This window comes from Lysinibacillus sp. RU7, assembly GCF_057837305.1.
Window position 1 is genome coordinate 35,958 of sequence record NZ_JBYQFK010000017.1, and the last position, 19,446, is coordinate 55,403.

Genomic DNA, 19,446 nt, shown 5'->3' on the forward strand with positions numbered 1-19,446 from the left:
CAATGACAGTAATGATAGAAATGGTAGGTGGAGTTATGCACATAGACATTTTAGTAGAAATACTTCGAGCCATCGGACGATTTTTCATCAACCCAATCGTTTATATGACAATTTTCTTAACGATTTTTTTAGGCTATCGGCGTGTAAAAAAAGAGCGGAAATCATTTAATATACGTATTTTAAGCGGTTGGTCAGAATTGAAAAATAGCATACTTGCTAGTTTACTTGTATCGTTTATTGTCTCGATAGTGATCATGGCAGTTGGCTTAACGATGACACCGCAATTTTTACTGATTTTAATGGCTGTTACGATGATTGGATTAGTACTCTATACCTTTCACTTATTATCACCGATTGTATTATTTGCTCTCAGTGCAGTAGCGTTAGTAATACTTGGGGTAATAGGTAAGGCATATACAATTGTAGGAGTAGAAATTTCTGGCGTCATTTGGCAAGATGCGACGATTGTACCGATTTGTATTGTAGCTGGATTATTAGTCATTGTAGAAGGGGTCTTAATCCGAAGATACGGTGCGAATTTAGCATCCCCTATACTAGAAAAAACGAAACGTGGTTTACAGGCGGTTTCCTATTTCTCAAAACAAGTATGGGTTCTGCCGCTCTTTGTGTTAATTCCTGGGGAAGTTATACCTTCATACATCCCATATTGGCCACAGTTTACAATTGGTGAGCAAGCATTTAGCTTCGTATTATTTCCATTTGTGATCGGGTTCCAGCAACTGACGCGTAAAACATTGCCTGTTTATTTTTATCCGAAGCTAGCGAAATCAATCATTTGGTTAGGCAGCATAGTTGTAATCGGTGGCATCGGTGCTTATTTTGTATCAGAAGTGGCATTTGTTGTCCTCATGCTAGGTGCGCTAATGCGTTTGTTCATTGCGCTACGCTACAAATTACAAGATCGTGACGATGTATATGCGGTAGCACCTAGTCCAATAGGGGCAACCATTGCGGCGGTTTTACCGAACTCACCTGCTGAGAAAATGGGGTTATTGACTGGCGAAGTGATCAAAAAAGTAAACGGTCGCGAAGTACAAACAGAACGTGAATTGTATGAGGCGCTTCAAGTAAATGCCGCACATTGTAAACTGGAAGTGCTCGATCATAAAAAAGAGCTTCGCTTAACACAACACGTCGTCCATAGTGATGACCACTATCGAATCGGGTTACTGTTAGCGAGGTAAGCAGAAAGCATCTCTTTGAGGAGGGGTGCTTTTTTCTGTTTGAATAGTTGGAAGCGGTCAAAATGGACGTGTATGCGAGCAAAACAGCCGTGTATACGGGCAAAACACAATTGTATCCGGTCAAAATGATGATTTCCATAAAAAACGACGCGAGAATACGCGCCGTTAAATAAATTGTTTTTTCTTAGTCCAACGGTTATAAATGATTTCTACTAGTACCGCAGAAGCAAGTGCTGAGACAATGATGGCCCAACCTGTTGAAAGCCATTCTGTCCAATAAAACATGCAATTTAAACTAGCTGCGATCAGAGCAAGCATCAAGACTTTTCGATTACCACGCATAGATGGCACAAGAAGCCCGATAAACATTGCGTATAGGGCGACTGACATCGCGGCTTGTAAAAACATCGGTAAGTTTGCCCCGATTAAATGCCCAACAGCAGTAAAGACAACCCAGCTACTATAAGCAGCTAAATTGACACCAAAGCCAAATGCCATAGGAAGGCGTTCTTCTTTTCGCGTAGCGAGAACAGAAAAAGTTTCATCTGTTACCCAAAAAGCAAAAAGTCCCTTTGTCCATTTTGGGGCGTGGACCATTTTTTCATTGAGCGCGGCAGACATTAAAAAGTGGCGAATATTGACGATCAACGTATTGAGTACGATAACAAGTGGGTCTACCCCTTTAGAAATCAATGTTAAGCTAATATACTGAGAAGCACCTGCATACACAAAAATGCTCATGGCAGTTGCTTCTAAAATAGAAAGTCCGGTCGTTTTTGCGAGTAAGCCAAATGTTAAGGCAACAGGAAAATACCCGATAGCAATAGGCATACCCGCTTTTAGACCGGAGAAAAAATGAAGGTCTTTCAATGAATCCAACTCCTTAGATTACGCTAGTACTAAACTGTAAATGGCTAATGCTACGATCGCACCAAGTACGACGAAAATCACATTGGCACCTGCATAAGCAATGCCAAATGCGACAACAGCTCCTAATATCCCGAAGAAATAATCGCCTTCTTGGATATAAAAAATAGCTGGAAATATGAGTGCGCCTAAAATGGCAAAAGGAATATTTCGTAAAATGCCAGATAAAAAGGGCGGCAATTCGATCCCCTGTAAAAAGGTTAACGGAATGGCCCTTGGTATATATGTAACAAGTGTCATACCTAAAATCATCCACCAATATGAAATCCCCATGTATTACTCCCCCTTTGGTTGCTTTTTCTTGTTGAAAAGGTTAAAAATGAATACAAAAAAGAAACGTGCGAAAACGAAGTGCTGTTATTATGAATAAAATATAGCGCCTCTGTGCAATGATATTAACAGTGAAACCAAATGTTATGAAAAGGCGTTCTTGTTAATGAATTACACAAGGTTATTTTGCTGTGCGTTTACTGACAAACGATAGCAAAAAAAGATATTTCAACTATTAACAATGCTTTTGCACGTATTATAATAATATTTAGAAATTTAAGATAGTACAAGAGGGAATTAGATTTGGGGTGGTGTACATGTTCGATTGGCTGACAATTGAAAACATAGAAGAAGTAGAAAAGTATTATCGAACATTGGGGCCGCTTGTCGGAGTGTTGTTACCATTTATTGAATCATTTTTGCCGTTTTTACCGCTCGTTGTTATTGTTGTAGCAAATGCCAATGCATTCGGTTTATTTTTGGGATTTATTTTATCGTGGCTTGGGACAGTGCTAGGGTCATATGTCGTATTTTTAATTGTTCGGAAATTCGGTAGACATCCAAAGCTGCATTTCTTTACGCAAAGTAAACGTGTAAAGAAATTGATTACATGGGTCGATATGAACGGGTTGAGCCCGCTTTTTGTCCTGTTATGCTTCCCATTTACTCCATCTGTTTTAGTGAATATCGTAGCGGGGCTTTCCAATATTCGAAAGCATTTTTATTTAGTAGCGGTTATACTAGGGAAAATGGTAATGATTTTTGTTATGAGCTTTGTGGGACATGATCTTACCGCGTTAATCCGCAGTCCAATCAAACTAGTGCTAGCAGTTGTGGTCATTTTCCTTTTATGGCTGTTTGGCAAAGCAGTGGAAGTTCGTTTAAATAAAAGAGTAGAAAGAGATTTACGAAATGCAGAGAGGAAAGAGCACGGCGGTGAAGTGTAACCGCCGTGTTTATTTTTTGGGGGAAATGGCAAGTAAAAAGGGATATTAGGCAAGTAAATTTAAAAACATCGCAGGACTGTTCGATTGTGTGCTAGGTTTTTGTATGGAAGATAAGAAAGTATAAGTTTTTCTAGTATGAACTTTTTTAATCCACACACGAACATGTATTCTGAGGTACAATAGAAGCAACTATATTTAAGGGGGGATTGCCTTGTCATTACGCATCATTTCGGGGCGTGCAGGTGTAGGAAAAACGACTGCTATCCATCAAGAAATTATTGATGATTTAAAACAGCATCCGTTAGGGCATCCGATTTTCATCATCGTACCAGATCAGATGTCTTTTACAACGGAGCATGATTTAACAAATAAATATGATGTGCGTGGGATTATGCGTGCACAAGTATTAACATTTAAGCGCTTGGCTTGGTTTATTTTGCAAGAGACAGGCGGGATTGCGAAGGAACGAATCGATAGCTTCGGTTATCGCATGTTATTACGCCGCATTTTAGAGGAGCATAAAGAAGAGTTTCAGTTATTCCGGCAAGCAGCAGGGAAGCGAGGTTTTACTCAGGAAGTTGAAATGCTACTGCGAGAGTTTAGCCAATACGATATTACGAGTGAATCTATCGTGCTGCTCATTGCAGAATTAGAGCAAGTTAAAGCCTCGCATACATTGATTGCGAAACTGAAAGACTTCCACATTATTTTACGCGAATTAGAAGAACGCATTGGCGATAGTTATGTAGATGGGGAAGGGTTTTATCCTATTTTAGTGGAGCAGCTTCAACATTCATCGAAAATAAAAGAAGCGCATATTTACATTGACGGTTTTGTTATGTTTACAAAGCGTGAATTGGCGATTGTTCAACAGCTGCTTGCTTTAGCAAAGCGTGTCACCATTGTACTGCCATTTGATGATATAGCTGCGGCGACACAACCGGAAGCGTTATTTCACCGTGCTGCGTTTTCGTATGACAAATTGATTCAAGAAGCAATGCAACTAGGGGTTGAGGTAGAACCACGTGTGCATTTAGAACATACATTTCGTTTTACAAATGACGATTTACGGCATATTGAAAAACAGTTTCATGCACCTGTTCCTGTACAAAAACAGGCAATTGGCTACGTACAAATTATGGAAGGGGCCAATCGCCGCGCTGAGGTGCAAGGGATTGCGCGGGAAATACTTCGACTCGTGCATGAGGAAGGGATTCGTTATCGTGATATAGGGATTATGTATCGGCAAGCAGATGTGTATAATCCGATTATTCAGACGACATTTGCGCAGTACGACATTCCATTTTTCTCGAATGAAAAGCGACCGATGCTCCATCATCCGTTAATTGAGCTTACTCGTTCTGCGCTTGAAGTGATTCAATCGAATTGGCAATATGAACCGATTTTCCGCGGGGTAAAGACCGATTTATTTTTTCCGTTAAATAGCCATATGGATACGATGCGAGAGCAGGTAGATCAACTAGAGAATTTTGTCATTGCAAAAGGGATTCAACACAATCGTTGGAAAGAAGATAAGTTCTGGGTGTACAAGCGTTTCCGAACATTAGAAAAATTAGGGACGGTACAAACGTCAGCAGAGGCAGAGATGGAGCAGTTACTTCATCATGCCCGTGATATGATTCGCACCCCACTGCTTGTATTAGAGAAAAAAATAAAAGCGGCCGAAAATGGCTTAGAGCTGGCAAAAGCCATTTATGAATTTATCGATGATTTACAAGTATATGAAAAGCTCCAAGCATTAAAAGAGCAGGAATTAGAAGAGGCTGTATTTGAGTTCGCCAGTGAACATGACCAAGTATGGAATGGTTGGGTCAATGTATTAGATCAATTTGCGCTCATGTTTGGTGATCAACAGATTGCGCTAGAAGATACGATGCAAGTGTTAGAAGAAGGGTTCGATGCGTTAGAGTTTTCAAATATTCCGCCGAGTCTCGATGAAGTAACGGTGGCCACTGTGGAGTTCTCCCGTTTTGATAATATGAACGTCGTATTTGTCATCGGTGTGAATGATGGTGTATATCCAATGCGTATTGATAAAGAAGGGTTGATTAGTGATGCTGAGCGTGAATACTTTGATGCCATTGACTATGAGCTAGCACCGAACTCTCGCAGTAAATTGCTGCAGGAGGCATTTTTAATCTATCGTGCCATGTCTTCACCGACGGATCGACTTTATCTCACGTTCCCAAGTGCAGATGAGGAAAGTAAGGGGTTGTTGCCATCGCTGTATATTAACCGGTTACACAAACTGTTTGAGGTGGATGGTCAGCGGACATTGCCACATACGCGCATTTATATCGATCCCATTGAAGAGTTAGAGAAAGAACAGGTTTTGCATTATTTACGCCATCCAAGTCCTGCGGTTGCTTACTTAACAATGCAATTAAAACATGCGGAAGTGAACGGGGAATTGGCAGAAGAGTGGGTTGCATTGCAGGCATTTTATGAGCGTCATCCGACATGGCAGGAAGTACTGCACGATGTCACGAAGCCGCTGTATAAGAAAAATGTGGCGGAAACATTAGTAGATGAAAATACAGCGGCTCTGTACGGGGAGGAATTATCAGCGAGTGTTTCACGTATTGAGCAATTTTTCCGTTGTCCATTTGCTCATTTTACATCGTACGGTCTTCGCTTAGAGGAACGAAATGAATATAAGCTGGAAACATTTGCGATGGGGGATTTATTCCATGAAGCGCTTCGAACGATTTTAACGAGTCAGGACGAACCGCCAAAAACATATAGCGAATGTTTACAACAAGCGCGTATGACGGTGGAGCCTTTAGTAGGGGTGTTTTCCTATAGTATTTTAGAAAGTAGTTCGCGTTATATATACATTAAAGAAAAGTTAATTCGTGTTGTCGCTCGTACATTATTTGCATTAACAGAGCATGCAAAGGTGTCCAAGTTTAAGCCAATTGTACATGAAAAGCCGTTTGGGAAGCGGGATGATAAAGCGGTACAAGAGGAAGAACAAGCATTGCCCGCACTTGAAATTGAACTAGACAACCGGCGCAAAATGATTTTACGTGGCCAAATCGACCGGATCGATGCTTATGAAGAAAAAGACGCGGTGTATTTACGGGTTGTCGATTATAAATCATCAAGCCGCGATATTGATTTAAATGAGGTATATCACGGGCTTTCTTTACAATTATTAACGTATTTAGATGTCGCAATAAAAAATGCATCGTTGTTATTACCAAAAGCAGAGAAAGAGATTATTGTCGCCCCGGCCGGTATGTTATATGTTCATGTGCATGATCCGCTGATTCGTTTAGAGGAAGTGGTGGATGAGCAAATTCGTGAATTAAGCCGTCTGGAAAAGTATCGGATGAACGGACTTGTCACGAGTGATATTGATATTTTAGAGGCGATGGATAGCGACTTACCGGAAATAAAAAAATCAAATGTTATCCCGGTTTCATTAACATCAAAAGGACTAGGGGCGCACTCAAAAGTCGTCGATGACACAGCGATGCCAGCGTTGCAGCAGTTTGTCATTGAAAAACATAAGGAAGCAGGCAATGAAATCTTTGCTGGGAAGACAACGATTTCACCATTCCGCTTAAAGAAAAAAACGGCCTGTGACTATTGTAGTTATAAAGCAGTTTGCCAGTTTGACCCAAGCGATGGTACGCAGGCTTATGAAGATTTGAGCGCGCAAAAGCCAAACCAGATTATTGAAAAAATAAAGAAGGAGTGTGGATTACATGATTCCAACGAAGCCGAGTGAAGCGATGTGGACGGATGAGCAGTGGAAAGCGATATACGCTGAAGGACAAGATATATTAGTCGCAGCAGCTGCCGGTTCAGGGAAAACAGCGGTGTTAATCGAGCGTCTTATTCAAAAAGTACTTGCCCCAGCAGATAAACGGATTGATGTAGACCAATTGCTCGTTGTTACATTTACAAACGCTTCCGCAGCTGAAATGCGAAATCGAATGGCAGAAGCGCTCGAAAAGGCGATTGCTAACGATCCGCATAATCAGTTTTTACGCCGTCAATTAAGCTTGATTGGAAAAGCCCAAATTTCAACACTGCACTCATTCTGTTTAGCGATTTGTCGCCAGTATGCGTATATGATTGACCTTGATCCGGGGTTTCGTATTGCCAGTCAGGATGAGGTAGCGTTACTTCGTGATGATGTCTTAGCGCAAGTGTTAGAACGTGCTTACGGAGAAAAAGAAGAGACGTTAACACAAGAAGAAGTATATCGGTTAGTGGATAGCTTTACGTCTGACCGAAGCGATCAGCAAATTGAAAAACTCATTGAGCAATTATATGAAATGTCACGTGTACAGCCTGACCCGTATGCATGGCTTCGTACATTGCCAGATGCGTATCATTTAGCGGAAGATGTAACGGTAGATGATTTACCGTTTGTACAAGAACTAAAAAAATCAATCGAACATACACTTATTGCTGCACATAAAAGTTTGCAAGAGATGCAAAAGTTTGCGACTCCCGCATTTGGCTTAACAGCGTATGCAACAGTGGCAACGGAAGAAGAAGCGTTTGTACGCGTAGCGCTAGAGAAAATGCAACACGGAACATGGCAAGACCTTTACGACCATATGCAAAAAGCCAATTGGGTGCGTATGCCGACGGTGAAAAAAGCGGATAATGCCGACGAATATGCAAAAAAGGTGGCGAAAGATAATCGTGACCGTGCCAAAGACTTAGTTAAAACGATAAAGGATACATTCTTTGTTCGCAGTCCCGAACATTTAGTCAAAGAAATTCGTGACATGAAACCGATTATCGAAACGCTCGTGGCCTTAACGATTGCGTATAGTGAAGCGTTTAAACAGGCGAAGCTTGAGCGAGGGTTAGTCGATTTCTCCGATTTAGAGCATTATGCGCTCGAAATTTTAACGGAAAAACAGGAAGATGGACTGACGGCTTCTGCAGTAGCACTTGATTTCCAAGCCCGTTTTAAAGAGGTGCTTGTCGATGAGTACCAGGACGGTGCGACACGTTGCTAATTGAAAAGATTAGCCACTAACAAATGTTAGGAGAACTAAGAATCAGAAGAGTCGAATGATGGGGTAACGCCCTGAAAGGCTCGCCTAATCCTCCGAATAGCGTCATTTTGTGCAATCAAAGTGGGGTTATAAGCTCGGTGAAGACAGTTGAACATCACCCTAATCGAAAGAAGGAAAGCGGAATAGAGGTATTCTGTGTGATGGATAGACTGGGGATCTAGAAGAGAGTCCATGGTTAGAATTTAGATGAACACTCATCTAATGACGAAATTTCGAATGTACGGCTCTAGAGGTACAGCTGTTCGAAAGGGCAGTCCAACATTGGTTGGGTTAGTGAGGTGGAGTAAAATTCGTCTTTATGAAACACCTTATGATGTTATAGGCATCATCTAGCTAACGGGGCTAAAGAAATGACCTAAAGATTCTGTATGTACAGATATGATTCTTGGAACGTGGGAAGCTGGTTACGTGGAGAGATTGCACTCGATGAAACGGTATGAGGGAAAGCGTATTTGTATAACCTCATTTTAAACACAGTGAAAGTGATGGCACAGTACCAGTGAAGCCGTGATAATAAGCGGTGAAGGGATAGCCATTAGTCAGTTGATGGAACACTAAACCAACATTTTATATGTTCAGGTTCGAGTATGACTAAGAGAAATGGAATCACGGAAATCTCACTACAAAATGGTGAGGTGAGGAAGTTGACTGAAACAACTTTGAGTCTTCACGTTAGTAAATGAGCTAAGAGTCAAAGTTGGAAATGAAATGTTAGTTTAAGAGCCAGTAACTGATGGAACGCCGTATGAGGGGAAACTCTCACGTACGGTGTGAATGGGGGGAAAAGCAGGAGATGATTTCAAATGCTTACCTATCCATATTCAACATGCTACAGGAAACGATTTTACAGCTGGTCAAATCGGGCGGGGAATCGGATGGGAACCTATTTATGGTGGGCGATGTAAAACAAAGTATTTACGCCTTCCGCCTCGCAGAACCGCGCCTATTTTTGCGCAAATATAAGGAGTTCATGCCAAACCCGAATGAGACAGGAATGAAGATTGACTTAAATGCCAACTTCCGAAGCCGTCAAGAAGTATTAAATAGTACGAACTATGTATTTTCGCAAGTGATGGATGAGAAAGTCGGCGAAATTAATTACGATGATAAGGCGGCGTTAAAATTCAGCGCAAGCTATACGCCTGAAAATGTGCCAGTAGAACTGGTCATTTTAGATGAATCGAATGCAAATGATACCTCTTATCAAGAGGATGCAACAGAAGAAGAGCAAGAAATAGAAGAGATCGGTCGTGCACAGCAAGAAGCGCGTTATATTATTAAGCGTATTCAGCATATGATCGATTCAGAGTATCCAGTGTATAATCCGAAAACGAAAGAGTCGCGCCCGATTCGTTATAGCGATATTGTCATTTTGATGCGCTCGATGAAATGGTCGGCGGATTTAGCAGAGGAATTTAAAGCAGCAGGGATCCCGTTATATGCAGAATCGGCAAAAGGTTATTTTGATGCACTTGAAGTAATGATTATGCTGAATTTATTAAAGGTCATCGATAATCCGTATCAAGATATTCCGTTAGCATCGGTGCTCCGTGCGCCGTTTATTGGGCTAAATGAAAATGAATTAGCAGAAATTCGTTTAGCTAAACGCAACGTACCGTATTATGAAGCGTTAAAAACCTATTTAGCTAATGGAGCACAGTCGATGCGTGTGGAGACCCGAAAGAAGCTCGAGCAATTTATGCATCAGCTAAGCGATTGGCGTAGTGCGGCTCGTCGCGGTTCACTAGCCAATTTAATTTGGGATATTTATTTGAAGACACATTATTATGAAATGGTCGGTGCGATGGCAAATGGGAAGCAACGTCAAGCGAATTTACGCGCGTTACATGACCGTGCCCTCGCCTATGAAAAGACATCGTTCCGCGGGCTGTTTCGTTTCCTTCGTTTTATTGACCGCATGAAATCGCGTGGAGATGATTTGGGTATTGCCAAATCGATTGGTGAAGCGGATGACGTGGTCCGTTTAGTGACGATTCACTCATCGAAAGGGCTGGAGTTCCCAGTTGTTTTTGTCGCAGGGATGTCAAGTAAGTTCAATATGCAAGATTTTAATGGCTCGTATTTGTTCGACCAAGACTTTGGAATGGCCGTAAAAGCGATTGACCCTGAGCACCGCATTGTCTATACATCGCTTCCTTATTTAGCGATGAAAGAGAAGAAAATTGCGAAAATGAAGGCAGAGGAAATGCGTATTCTATATGTGGCGATGACTCGTGCCAAAGAAAAGCTTGTCATGGTCGGCTCCGTGAAAGATTGGGAGAAGACGAAAGAAAAGTGGGAAGCATTGCAGGAATTGCCGAGCGATGCCATTTTACCAGACTATCTTCGTGCAGGGGCAAGCAATTATTTAGACTGGGTAGGTCCTGCGGTAGCGCGTCACAACGACTTCTTAACGTTATCGATTACGGAAGATGTACCACAAGCAGAGATGCTCACAGATGCTTTATGGCAAGTGACGGTACTTTCAAATGCCAAGTTCCGTGCGAAAAAAGAAGGGGAAGAAGTAGTAGTACAAGAAACCGAAAAGCGAGAGCCAGATGAAATGCTTGTGGAGGTATTAACGAAACGCTTTACAGCTGAATATCCATATCAACAGGCAACGATGAAGAAGTCTAAAACATCTGTATCCGAAATAAAACGTTATGAGGCACTGCAGCAGCAAGAAGACGATCAACCAACGCCCCACTTGTTGAAACGTTCGATAGCAATGCTCGCAAGACGCCCTCTATTTATGCAGGAAAAGAAAATGTCCAGTGCAGAAATCGGCACAGTAGTCCATGCCGTCATGCAGCATGTACCACAACAAGGGTTTGCGAGTGTACAAGAAGCAAACGCATTTTTACAACAATTAGTGGACCGAGCGATACTACGTGAACAGGAAGCGGCTGTGATGGAGATGGAAGATGTGATGGAATTCTTTGCTTCGTCGATTGGCGAACGCTTTAAACAAGCGACAGCGATGCTACGTGAAGTACCGTTTACATTAAGCCGTGTTGATCAGGATGGTGATGCGCAAATTGTTCAAGGGGTGATTGACTGCCTGTTCCGTGATACAGAAGGGCGCTGGGTACTACTGGATTATAAGACAGATAAAATTCGTCCGCCTTTTGATGTGGAGCCGAAATTAACAGAAGAGATGAGTAATCGCTATCGTTTACAATTATCGATTTATGCAGAAGCGATTGACGTCATTAAGCATATCCAAGTAGATGAGAAAGTGTTGTATTTATATGATATTGGGGAATGTATAAGTATGTAAGTTTTACAGCGTGCTACGATCGTGGCACGCTTTTTCATGGATAACGGGGTTCGCATAAGCAAGATATATATTAACTTAAAACTATGGATATTGAACAGTTAAAAAGCCACGGTATCCGGTCAAAACAACCGGGCATGAGTAACACAACCTTATTTAATCAAAATCCTACAGTGAAAAGCATTTATTTTTAGTCGAAATGTAAGCAAATGAGACGATGAGCTTACAATATGGAGGCTGATTTTTAAAGTCAATCGTTATGGCTGGAACATTAAAATGCACATAGAGTAATGCACACTATTTGGTGCAAGTGTTGTTTTTCTAATAAGAAATTATGTGCCAATTAAACCATTACTTCTATTTTTAACATTTATGTGAAGTGAACCAAGTCTCTACGTTTTACGTTTAATCTATTGTAAGATAAAGGATAGTAAAGGAGGTTTTCGATTGAATTTTCAACCAACACAACTAAATGAACGTGTCACCACTATTGATATGATCCGAGGGTTTAGTTTGTTAGGGATACTACTCGTGAATATTTTTGGATTTTATTTACCTCAACCTTACATTATGTTAAACGAGTGGTTTACCGAAGCGATTGATATCATGTGGCATCAGGCGTTAGATATTTATGTGCAAAGTAGCTTTTATCCATTATTTTCAATGTTGTTTGGATATGGGTTAGCGATGCAGTATATGAAGGCACAGCGCGTGGGTACGAACTTTTATAAATTTGCCCCGAAGCGTCTACTCATTTTATTTGTTGTAGGGATGCTACATGCGCTACTGCTATGGTGGGGCGATATTATTGCAATGTATGCTTTTTGTGGATTTTTTGTCATTGCACTTATGCGCAAAAACAGCAGGGTGTTATTAACAATTGCAATCATTTTACAGATGCTCATGCACGGCCTTTATATATTGCTGTTTAGCATGCAAGGCATATTAAATGACGAGATGACTGAGACAGCAGTAGATATCCAAAGGGTACAAAATGCCATTACCGCTTATGCGACAGGTGGATACATAGATGCGTTTATGCAACGGTTACAGGATTTATCTATGCAGATGAGCTTTTTTGCGTGGTTTAGTTCGTTATTTATGATTTTACCGTTTATGCTCATGGGGGCCGCTGCAGCGAAATGGCGATTAATCGAACGCGCAAAAGAATTAAAAGGATTATGGATTACGCTGGCGATTGTGGCAACAGCAGTTGGGTTATTTATTAAAAGTGCACCAACGACATTTTCATATACGTATTTACTGTATTATGTAAAAGTTTATGTAGGTGGACCGATTCTTTCGGTAGGGTATATCGCTATTTTCGTCGTGCTATGTTCCGTTCCAGCTATTGTCAAGGTATTATCACCACTTGCTAAAATCGGGCGCATGTCGATGACGATGTATATTTTACAATCTGTCATTTGTACGACGATCTTTTATAATTACGGCTTTGGCCTTTACGGGAAAATTGATGTGCCAACAGCTGTGTACATTGCATTAGGTATTTTTGTTGTACAAGTCATTTTAGCGGAACTATGGCTATCGAAATTTAAGCAAGGCCCACTTGAAGCAGTGGTGAAGAAATTAACTTATAGAAAAATGTATTCAGAAAAGTGAGGAAATTTCTGAAGGTTTGATGTATGATGTAGAAAAAAGAAGGAGCGCTTTAACACTATGAAACTATTATCGTTTAAGCTAGACGGAAAAGTAAAATTCGGACCAAAAGTAAAAAAAGAAGAAGCCGTATGGGACGTTTTAAAAATTCAGGAGGAGTTAAATGTTCTCCCATCATTCCCGTCTACGATTATTGACGGTATTTCACTAGGTTTCGACTTTGTAGAAAAGATGCGTAAATTAGTCGAAGCAGCTAAACAAAGCGATAAAGTCGAAGCATTTAAGTATACATTTACAGAAATTGAGTGGCTTGCCCCAATTCCGCGTACACCGAAAAATATTTTGTGTGTCGGAAAAAATTACAATGAGCACGCAGTGGAGATGGGCGCAGACAAAGCACCTGAAAATATTATGATTTTCACGAAATCACCAACAGCGATTGCAGCAGATGGCATGACGTTACCAATTCATGCAGATAAAACAGATTCACTTGATTATGAAGGGGAATTAGCAATCGTCATCGGGAAGCGTGGTCAAAATATCCCGAAAGCGATGGCGTTTGATTACGTTTTCGGTTACACAATTGGTAATGACCTTTCAGCACGGGATTTGCAATACCGTCACGGTCAGTTCTTCTTAGGAAAAAGTTTAGATGGTACATGCCCACTTGGACCATATCTTGTATCAAAAGATGAGATTCCAAATCCACAAAATCTTTCAATCGTAACGAAGGTGAATGGGGCATTACGTCAAAATGGTTCAACGAAGGATATGATGTTCTCCGTAGTGGATATTATTTCGATTGTCTCGCAATATGTCACGCTTGAGCCAGGAGATGTGATTTTAACAGGTACTCCAGTAGGCGTAGGAAAAGGTATGAATCCACCGCAATATTTAAAAGCTGGCGATGAAGTGAAAGTATCCATTGAAGGAATCGGTACGTTAGTAAATCGTTTTGAATAGTTTAGGAGAGAGTCGCTCAAGGGGCGGCTCTTTTTGATGGGGAATTTGCGTGGCAAGAGATTTTGCTTGGATCGGTTTTCTTTTTGCCCGTTTGTGATGTTGTTTTGCTCGTATACATAAATCTTTTGCTCGGATAGATTATTCTTTTGCCCGTATACGATGTCAATTTGCCCGTATATAATAACGTTTTGCTCATATAGGGACTTCTCTAACTATAGACCTTTTTTTGACACAAATTTCAGCTTACTATATACGTGTCAAAATCGTATTCATTGAATCACATAATCTCACATGGTAGGATATAGCATGTAAAGAAAAAGTATGAGGTGGGGACAATATGAGCTTTTTAACAAGTAGTACGCATCTACACATTACAACTTGGGTAGTGGCATTAATTCTATTCTTTATCGCTGCTGTTTCAGCGAAGAAGTTAACGGGCGTACAAATGGTATTACGCGTTATGTATATTTTAATCATCATTACGGGTGGTGCTCTATTTATGGAGTACCGTGATATGATTGCTAGTATGAATAATGGTAGCGGTATGACATATGATATGAAAGTGTTATTCGGTATTCTTGTCATTGGCTTTATGGAAATGATTTTAGCGCGCAAAAACAAAGGGAAGTCAGTTAATATGTTCTGGGTCCTATTTGCAATCGTCTTCTTCGTCACATTATATTTAGGTTTAAGTGGCGGAATTGGCTTGAAGTTATTCTAAGCGAAATAGCTCTGGGGATTTTTTCTCCAGAGCTTTTTAGTTGTCACTGATTTGACGAATATTCACATCTTTATTTAGCAAAACTTTATCCATAGGGGCTGAAAGTTTGGTAAAATGACGATGGATTGGTTTGAGGGAGAGGATTAATTTGAAATTTAAAAAATGGATTAGTACAGCTGCCGCGAGTATGCTGTTAGCAACTAGCTTATTTGTAACCCCTATGCAAGCCGAGGAAACTCGTACTATTGCAGACGAAAGTATATATGATGTGTTAGTAGACCGTTATTTCAACGGTTCAGGTAAAAATGATGAACAAGTAAATACACAAGATCCGACGCAATTTGCGGGTGGAGATTTTATTGGATTAGTCAGCCGAGGCGATCAAATTGTCAAACAGGGCTATACGATTGTATCGATTGGGTCTATTTTTGCGACAGAAAAATACGATGGTTCTATGCCAACTAGTTATACAGCGTTAGAACCTCATTTTGGGACAGCGGAAGAGTTAACAACCGCGATAGATTATTTTCATGATAAAAACATCAAAGTAATGGTAGATTTCCCATTATCGAATGTGAGTGCCAATCATGAGTGGGTGAAGAATGCCGGATGGGTTGTTTCAACAGCTAATGGGCAGGCGCAATTCGATTTAGCAAATCCAGATGTACAAGCGGCTTTAAAGGCAGCGCTTGTTGAATTTGTGTCGGCTTATGATTTTGGTGGTGTACGCCTCACAAATATAGACGGTGCGAGTGAAGCGTTTTTAAATGAGTTAATTGCAGCAGTGAAAGCAGTAGATGACACAATCTATGTGATTGCAAATGGTGAAAGTACTGCGAATTTTGATGCTGATTTCCATGAAGATACACATAGTTTATTCAAAGAATCATATAAAGATGTGGATTTAACAGCTGAACATGTCACAAAATATGCAACAAGTGGCGATAAACCATCACAGCTATTTATCGATTCGATTTGGACAAATCGCTTTACATATGATGTGATGGAAGGTGGTAATAAGTATCCACCAAACCGCTTACCATTAGCATTGACTGCTACTTTATTAATGCCAGGTGTAGCTGTTACACAGTACGGAACTGAAATCGGTATGAACGGTGAGGTAGGTCCAGAATCACATCAATATTATAATTTTAAAACAGATGAAGAATTAGTGGACATGATTGCTAATGTTCAATCATTGCGTAATCAATCATGGACTTTACGTAATGGTGAATTTAACGTATTAAAAAATGAAGATGGATTTTTAGCATTTGAGCGTAAATCAGATGAGGAACATTGGATTATTGTCATTAATAATACGAGTGTAACGAATCGTGTAAACTTATCAGCTGATGTAATTGGTGAAGATAAAGAACTGCGTGGCATGTTTGAAAGTGATATTATCCGTGTGAATAAGAATGGTGATTATCCGATTATTTTAGACCGTGAAATGTTTGAAATGTATCAGGTTATTGACAAAACAGGCATTAATATATCCTATATGATCGCATTGGCTGGCGTGTGGATTTTATTTACAGCCTTTATCATTATTATTGTAAAACGTGGACGTAAGCGCCAAGAATCATAAAAAGAAAAACGATTTCGGACCATTGTGCCGAAATCGTTTTTTTTGTTTTCTTGTATTCCTAAGAATATTGCAAATTTACGAATCTATTAAAAAAGATAGAAAATCACACCAGCATGAACATTACAATTGAAGTTAAAAGGATTTATGGTATAGGAGTTGTCTAACAAGTAGACGTCATAACGTTAAATTCAGAAAACCTTGTTAATACATTTATTATTAAGGACATACATAGTATTAACTAAAATTGATATGTCTAGAAGTTAAATAGTCATTCATTTAAGAGAGTGAAGGTGAAAAAATATACAAAATCATTTAATTTTATACATCTGAATATATAGTTTGAACTTTTTTTAGAATATCAATTTCCTGTATAGATAAAATTGTTTACTAAAAGAATGTTTCTTCACCAAAATATGTACTTGACCGCACATTCCGTTACGGGCGGACGCTTTCCGCGGGCGAGGTCGAGCCTCCTCGTCGCTCATTCTTCGCTCCTGCGGGGTCTCAACTTTCTCGCTTTTCCCGCTGGAGTCGCCGCCCTTCACTCCATGTGCTTTTAGAGTTTTCCCCTTTTTAATCAAGAACATATTTTGATATTGAGCCAAAAGAATAGCTACATTTTTCTTGGATATGCTATTAATTTAGAGTGTTAAAGCATTTTTTTTTAAAATAACCATTTGAAAAGATTGAAAGTTCAAATCTGTATATTATTTCAGGATAATTATGATTGTGTATATTGAAGAAGGCTATTTTAAAAATGTATAATTCAAAACCATATAAATAATATTTAAGGTTACGAAATATTCGAGAAGTGAAGTGAAATTCGAATGGGTTTTACAAATATAATTTTCTGAATTTACAGATCTATAAATGTTTTTTGAAAGGAGTAACAACTTGAAAACGTCAGAGGAACTTTTAAAGATTAACGATTTACATACAGCCTTCCGAATTGGTGATACGTATTTTAATGCGGTGGATGGCGTTTCCTTTACATTGCGTAAAAATGAAATTTTAGCCATTGTAGGAGAGTCAGGTTGCGGAAAAAGTACGTTGGCAACATCAATTATTGGCTTGCATGATCATAATAAAACACGTGTTCAAGGTGAAATACTGTTCAAAAATAAAAATTTAGCGCGTATGACAGAAGAAGAGTTCAATGAAGTGCGTGGTCTAGAGATTGGTATGATATTTCAAGATCCACTTTCTGCTTTAAACCCATTAATGCGTATCGGAGAGCAAATTGAAGAAGGCTTAATTTATCATACGAATTTAACGAAGGAGCAACGTCGCGCACGTGTACGTGAGCTTTTAGGTCAAGTAGGTATCCCCAATCCTCCACGTGTTGCTAGACAGTTCCCACACCAATTATCGGGCGGAATGCGTCAACGTGTCATTATTGCCATTGCCATTAGTTGTAAGCCACAAATTATTATTGCAGACGAACCGACAACAGCACTTGATGTAACGATTCAAGCCCAAATTTTAGATTTACTCATTGAGCTACAACAGGAAACAGAAGCAGGGATTATTTTAATTACACATGACTTAGGTGTTGTCGCTGAAGTAGCGGATCGTGTAGCTGTGATGTATGCAGGACAGATTATTGAATTAGCACCAGTCGAAGAGCTATTTACCAATCCGAAACACCCATATACGCGCTCGCTATTTAACTCGATTCCACAAATGAATAGTCAAGATGAAAAATTGAATGTCATTGAAGGGATTGTGCCTTCGTTAATGAAACTACCACGTACAGGCTGCCGATTTGCGCCACGTATTTCGTGGATTCCACAGTCAGCACACGAGGATCACCCACAGTTACATGAGATTTCAGCAGGTCATTTCGTTAGATGTTCATGTTATAAATACTTTTACTTTAAAGGCGAAGAAGGAGGACGAACATCATGAGTTTTATGCAAATTAATGATTTACAAGTCCATTACCCCATTCGCGGCGGATTTTTTAATCGAGTAGTGGATCATGTTTATGCTGTGGATGGCGTGACGATGGAATTTGAACGAGGCAAAGCATATGGTTTAGTGGGAGAATCTGGTTGTGGCAAATCGACAACGGGGAAATCGATTATTGGTTTAGAAAAGATTACATCAGGGGCTATTATGTATGAAGGTGAAAACGTTACCAATCGTCGCCGTGATCGAAATTCAGCTTATAACCGTGATATTCAAATGATTTTCCAAGATTCCACGTCAGCAATGAACCCACGTAAACGTGTGCAAGACATTTTAGCCGAGCCCATTCGTAATTTTTTAAGTTTAACACCACAGGAAGAGTCAAAAAAAATTAGTGAGTTATTGGCCATTGTCGGGATGCCAGAAGATGCAAAATTAAAATACCCCCATGAGTTTTCAGGGGGTCAAAAGCAACGTCTGGGGATTGCTCGTGCGATGGCGACAAATCCTAAATTAATCATTGCAGATGAACCCGTATCAGCGCTTGACTTATCTGTACAAGCACAAGTGCTAAACTTTATGAAGGATATTCAACATGAATATGGCTTAAGTTATTTATTCATTTCACATGACCTTGGGGTCGTAAAGCACATGTGTGATTATATCAACATTATGTATAAAGGTCGCTTTGTGGAAACAGGTACGAAGCATGAAATTTATAATAATCCACAACATATTTATACGAAGCGATTATTATCTGCCATTCCGGATATTACACCGACTGGGCGTGAAGAACGTAAACGTGAGCGTATTGAAGTGGAGCGCCATTACCAGAAGGAACATGCGAAGTATTTTGATGACAATGGTCGGGTATTTGATTTAGTACCTATTTCAGCTACACATTTTGTAGCGGCTACATCTTCAACTGCACAAGTGAAGGAGGGAATCTAAT

12 protein-coding genes and 1 pseudogene are annotated in these 19,446 nt (G+C 40.0%); 11 read left to right on the forward strand and 2 right to left on the reverse strand.

The genetic code is table 11. The annotated features are described in order from the left end of the window. Nucleotides 1-2 precede the first annotated feature (2 nt). A complete protein-coding gene (locus AC3II9_RS13245) occupies nucleotides 3-1,205 on the forward strand; it encodes a PDZ domain-containing protein (RefSeq protein WP_489156132.1) in 1,203 nt (400 codons plus the stop codon). A gap of 165 nt (nucleotides 1,206-1,370) precedes the next feature. On the opposite strand, the gene AC3II9_RS13250 is transcribed toward AC3II9_RS13245, so the two are convergent. After that, complete coding sequence (locus AC3II9_RS13250) at nucleotides 1,371-2,036, reverse strand: AzlC family ABC transporter permease (RefSeq protein ID WP_489156241.1); 666 nt, start codon at nucleotides 2,034-2,036, stop codon at nucleotides 1,371-1,373. 57 nt (nucleotides 2,037-2,093) lie between these two features. Continuing rightward, nucleotides 2,094-2,405, reverse strand: a complete 312-nt coding sequence (locus AC3II9_RS13255) for an AzlD domain-containing protein (protein ID WP_489156134.1) — start codon at nucleotides 2,403-2,405, stop codon at nucleotides 2,094-2,096. Between the two features lie 314 nt (nucleotides 2,406-2,719). Here AC3II9_RS13255 and AC3II9_RS13260 point away from each other — a divergent pair, with 314 nt between their 5' ends. The 10 genes and pseudogenes from AC3II9_RS13260 to AC3II9_RS13305 all read left to right on the forward strand — a co-directional run bounded on the left by AC3II9_RS13260 (nucleotide 2,720) and on the right by AC3II9_RS13305 (nucleotide 19,445). Next, nucleotides 2,720-3,349 (forward strand): TVP38/TMEM64 family protein, encoded by a 630-nt coding sequence (locus tag AC3II9_RS13260; RefSeq protein WP_489156135.1) that lies wholly within the window; start codon nucleotides 2,720-2,722, stop codon nucleotides 3,347-3,349. 211 nt (nucleotides 3,350-3,560) lie between these two features. Further along, nucleotides 3,561-7,106, forward strand: a complete 3,546-nt coding sequence (gene addB / locus AC3II9_RS13265) for a helicase-exonuclease AddAB subunit AddB (protein WP_489156137.1) — start codon at nucleotides 3,561-3,563, stop codon at nucleotides 7,104-7,106. Beyond that, nucleotides 7,084-8,358 (forward strand): UvrD-helicase domain-containing protein, encoded by a 1,275-nt coding sequence (locus AC3II9_RS13270; RefSeq protein ID WP_489156139.1) that lies wholly within the window; start codon nucleotides 7,084-7,086, stop codon nucleotides 8,356-8,358. Before addB ends, AC3II9_RS13270 begins: the two co-directional genes overlap by 23 nt. An 883-nt stretch (nucleotides 8,359-9,241) precedes the next feature. Beyond that, nucleotides 9,242-11,698, forward strand: a pseudogene (addA, locus tag AC3II9_RS13275) (helicase-exonuclease AddAB subunit AddA); the annotation flags it as partial. A 444-nt stretch (nucleotides 11,699-12,142) separates the two neighbouring features. Further along, nucleotides 12,143-13,315, forward strand: coding sequence for a DUF418 domain-containing protein (locus tag AC3II9_RS13280; protein WP_489156141.1), 1,173 nt, complete (start codon nucleotides 12,143-12,145; stop codon nucleotides 13,313-13,315). A gap of 57 nt (nucleotides 13,316-13,372) precedes the next feature. Beyond that, complete coding sequence (locus tag AC3II9_RS13285) at nucleotides 13,373-14,275, forward strand: fumarylacetoacetate hydrolase family protein (protein ID WP_489156143.1); 903 nt, start codon at nucleotides 13,373-13,375, stop codon at nucleotides 14,273-14,275. A 337-nt stretch (nucleotides 14,276-14,612) separates the two neighbouring features. Continuing rightward, nucleotides 14,613-14,996, forward strand: a complete 384-nt coding sequence (locus tag AC3II9_RS13290) for a YisL family protein (protein ID WP_489156144.1) — start codon at nucleotides 14,613-14,615, stop codon at nucleotides 14,994-14,996. 148 nt (nucleotides 14,997-15,144) lie between these two features. After that, nucleotides 15,145-16,584, forward strand: coding sequence for an alpha-amylase family glycosyl hydrolase (locus AC3II9_RS13295; RefSeq protein WP_489156146.1), 1,440 nt, complete (start codon nucleotides 15,145-15,147; stop codon nucleotides 16,582-16,584). A gap of 894 nt (nucleotides 16,585-17,478) precedes the next feature. Next, complete coding sequence (locus tag AC3II9_RS13300; protein WP_489156148.1) at nucleotides 17,479-18,492, forward strand: ABC transporter ATP-binding protein; 1,014 nt, start codon at nucleotides 17,479-17,481, stop codon at nucleotides 18,490-18,492. Then, nucleotides 18,489-19,445, forward strand: a complete 957-nt coding sequence (locus AC3II9_RS13305) for an ATP-binding cassette domain-containing protein (protein WP_489156150.1) — start codon at nucleotides 18,489-18,491, stop codon at nucleotides 19,443-19,445. The genes AC3II9_RS13300 and AC3II9_RS13305 overlap by 4 nt, the downstream gene beginning before the upstream one ends. The last annotated feature ends 1 nt before the right edge of the window (nucleotide 19,446 follow it).

Coding starts and splice junctions, on each gene's coding strand:
- AC3II9_RS13245 (WP_489156132.1), top strand. CDS start 3: ATGACAGTAATGATAGAAATGGTAGGTGGAGTTATGCACATAGACATT.
- AC3II9_RS13250 (WP_489156241.1), bottom strand. CDS start 2,036: ATGCCTATTGCTATCGGGTATTTTCCTGTTGCCTTAACATTTGGCTTA.
- AC3II9_RS13255 (WP_489156134.1), bottom strand. CDS start 2,405: ATGGGGATTTCATATTGGTGGATGATTTTAGGTATGACACTTGTTACA.
- AC3II9_RS13260 (WP_489156135.1), top strand. CDS start 2,720: ATGTTCGATTGGCTGACAATTGAAAACATAGAAGAAGTAGAAAAGTAT.
- AC3II9_RS13270 (WP_489156139.1), top strand. CDS start 7,084: ATGATTCCAACGAAGCCGAGTGAAGCGATGTGGACGGATGAGCAGTGG.
- AC3II9_RS13285 (WP_489156143.1), top strand. CDS start 13,373: ATGAAACTATTATCGTTTAAGCTAGACGGAAAAGTAAAATTCGGACCA.
- AC3II9_RS13290 (WP_489156144.1), top strand. CDS start 14,613: ATGAGCTTTTTAACAAGTAGTACGCATCTACACATTACAACTTGGGTA.
- AC3II9_RS13305 (WP_489156150.1), top strand. CDS start 18,489: ATGAGTTTTATGCAAATTAATGATTTACAAGTCCATTACCCCATTCGC.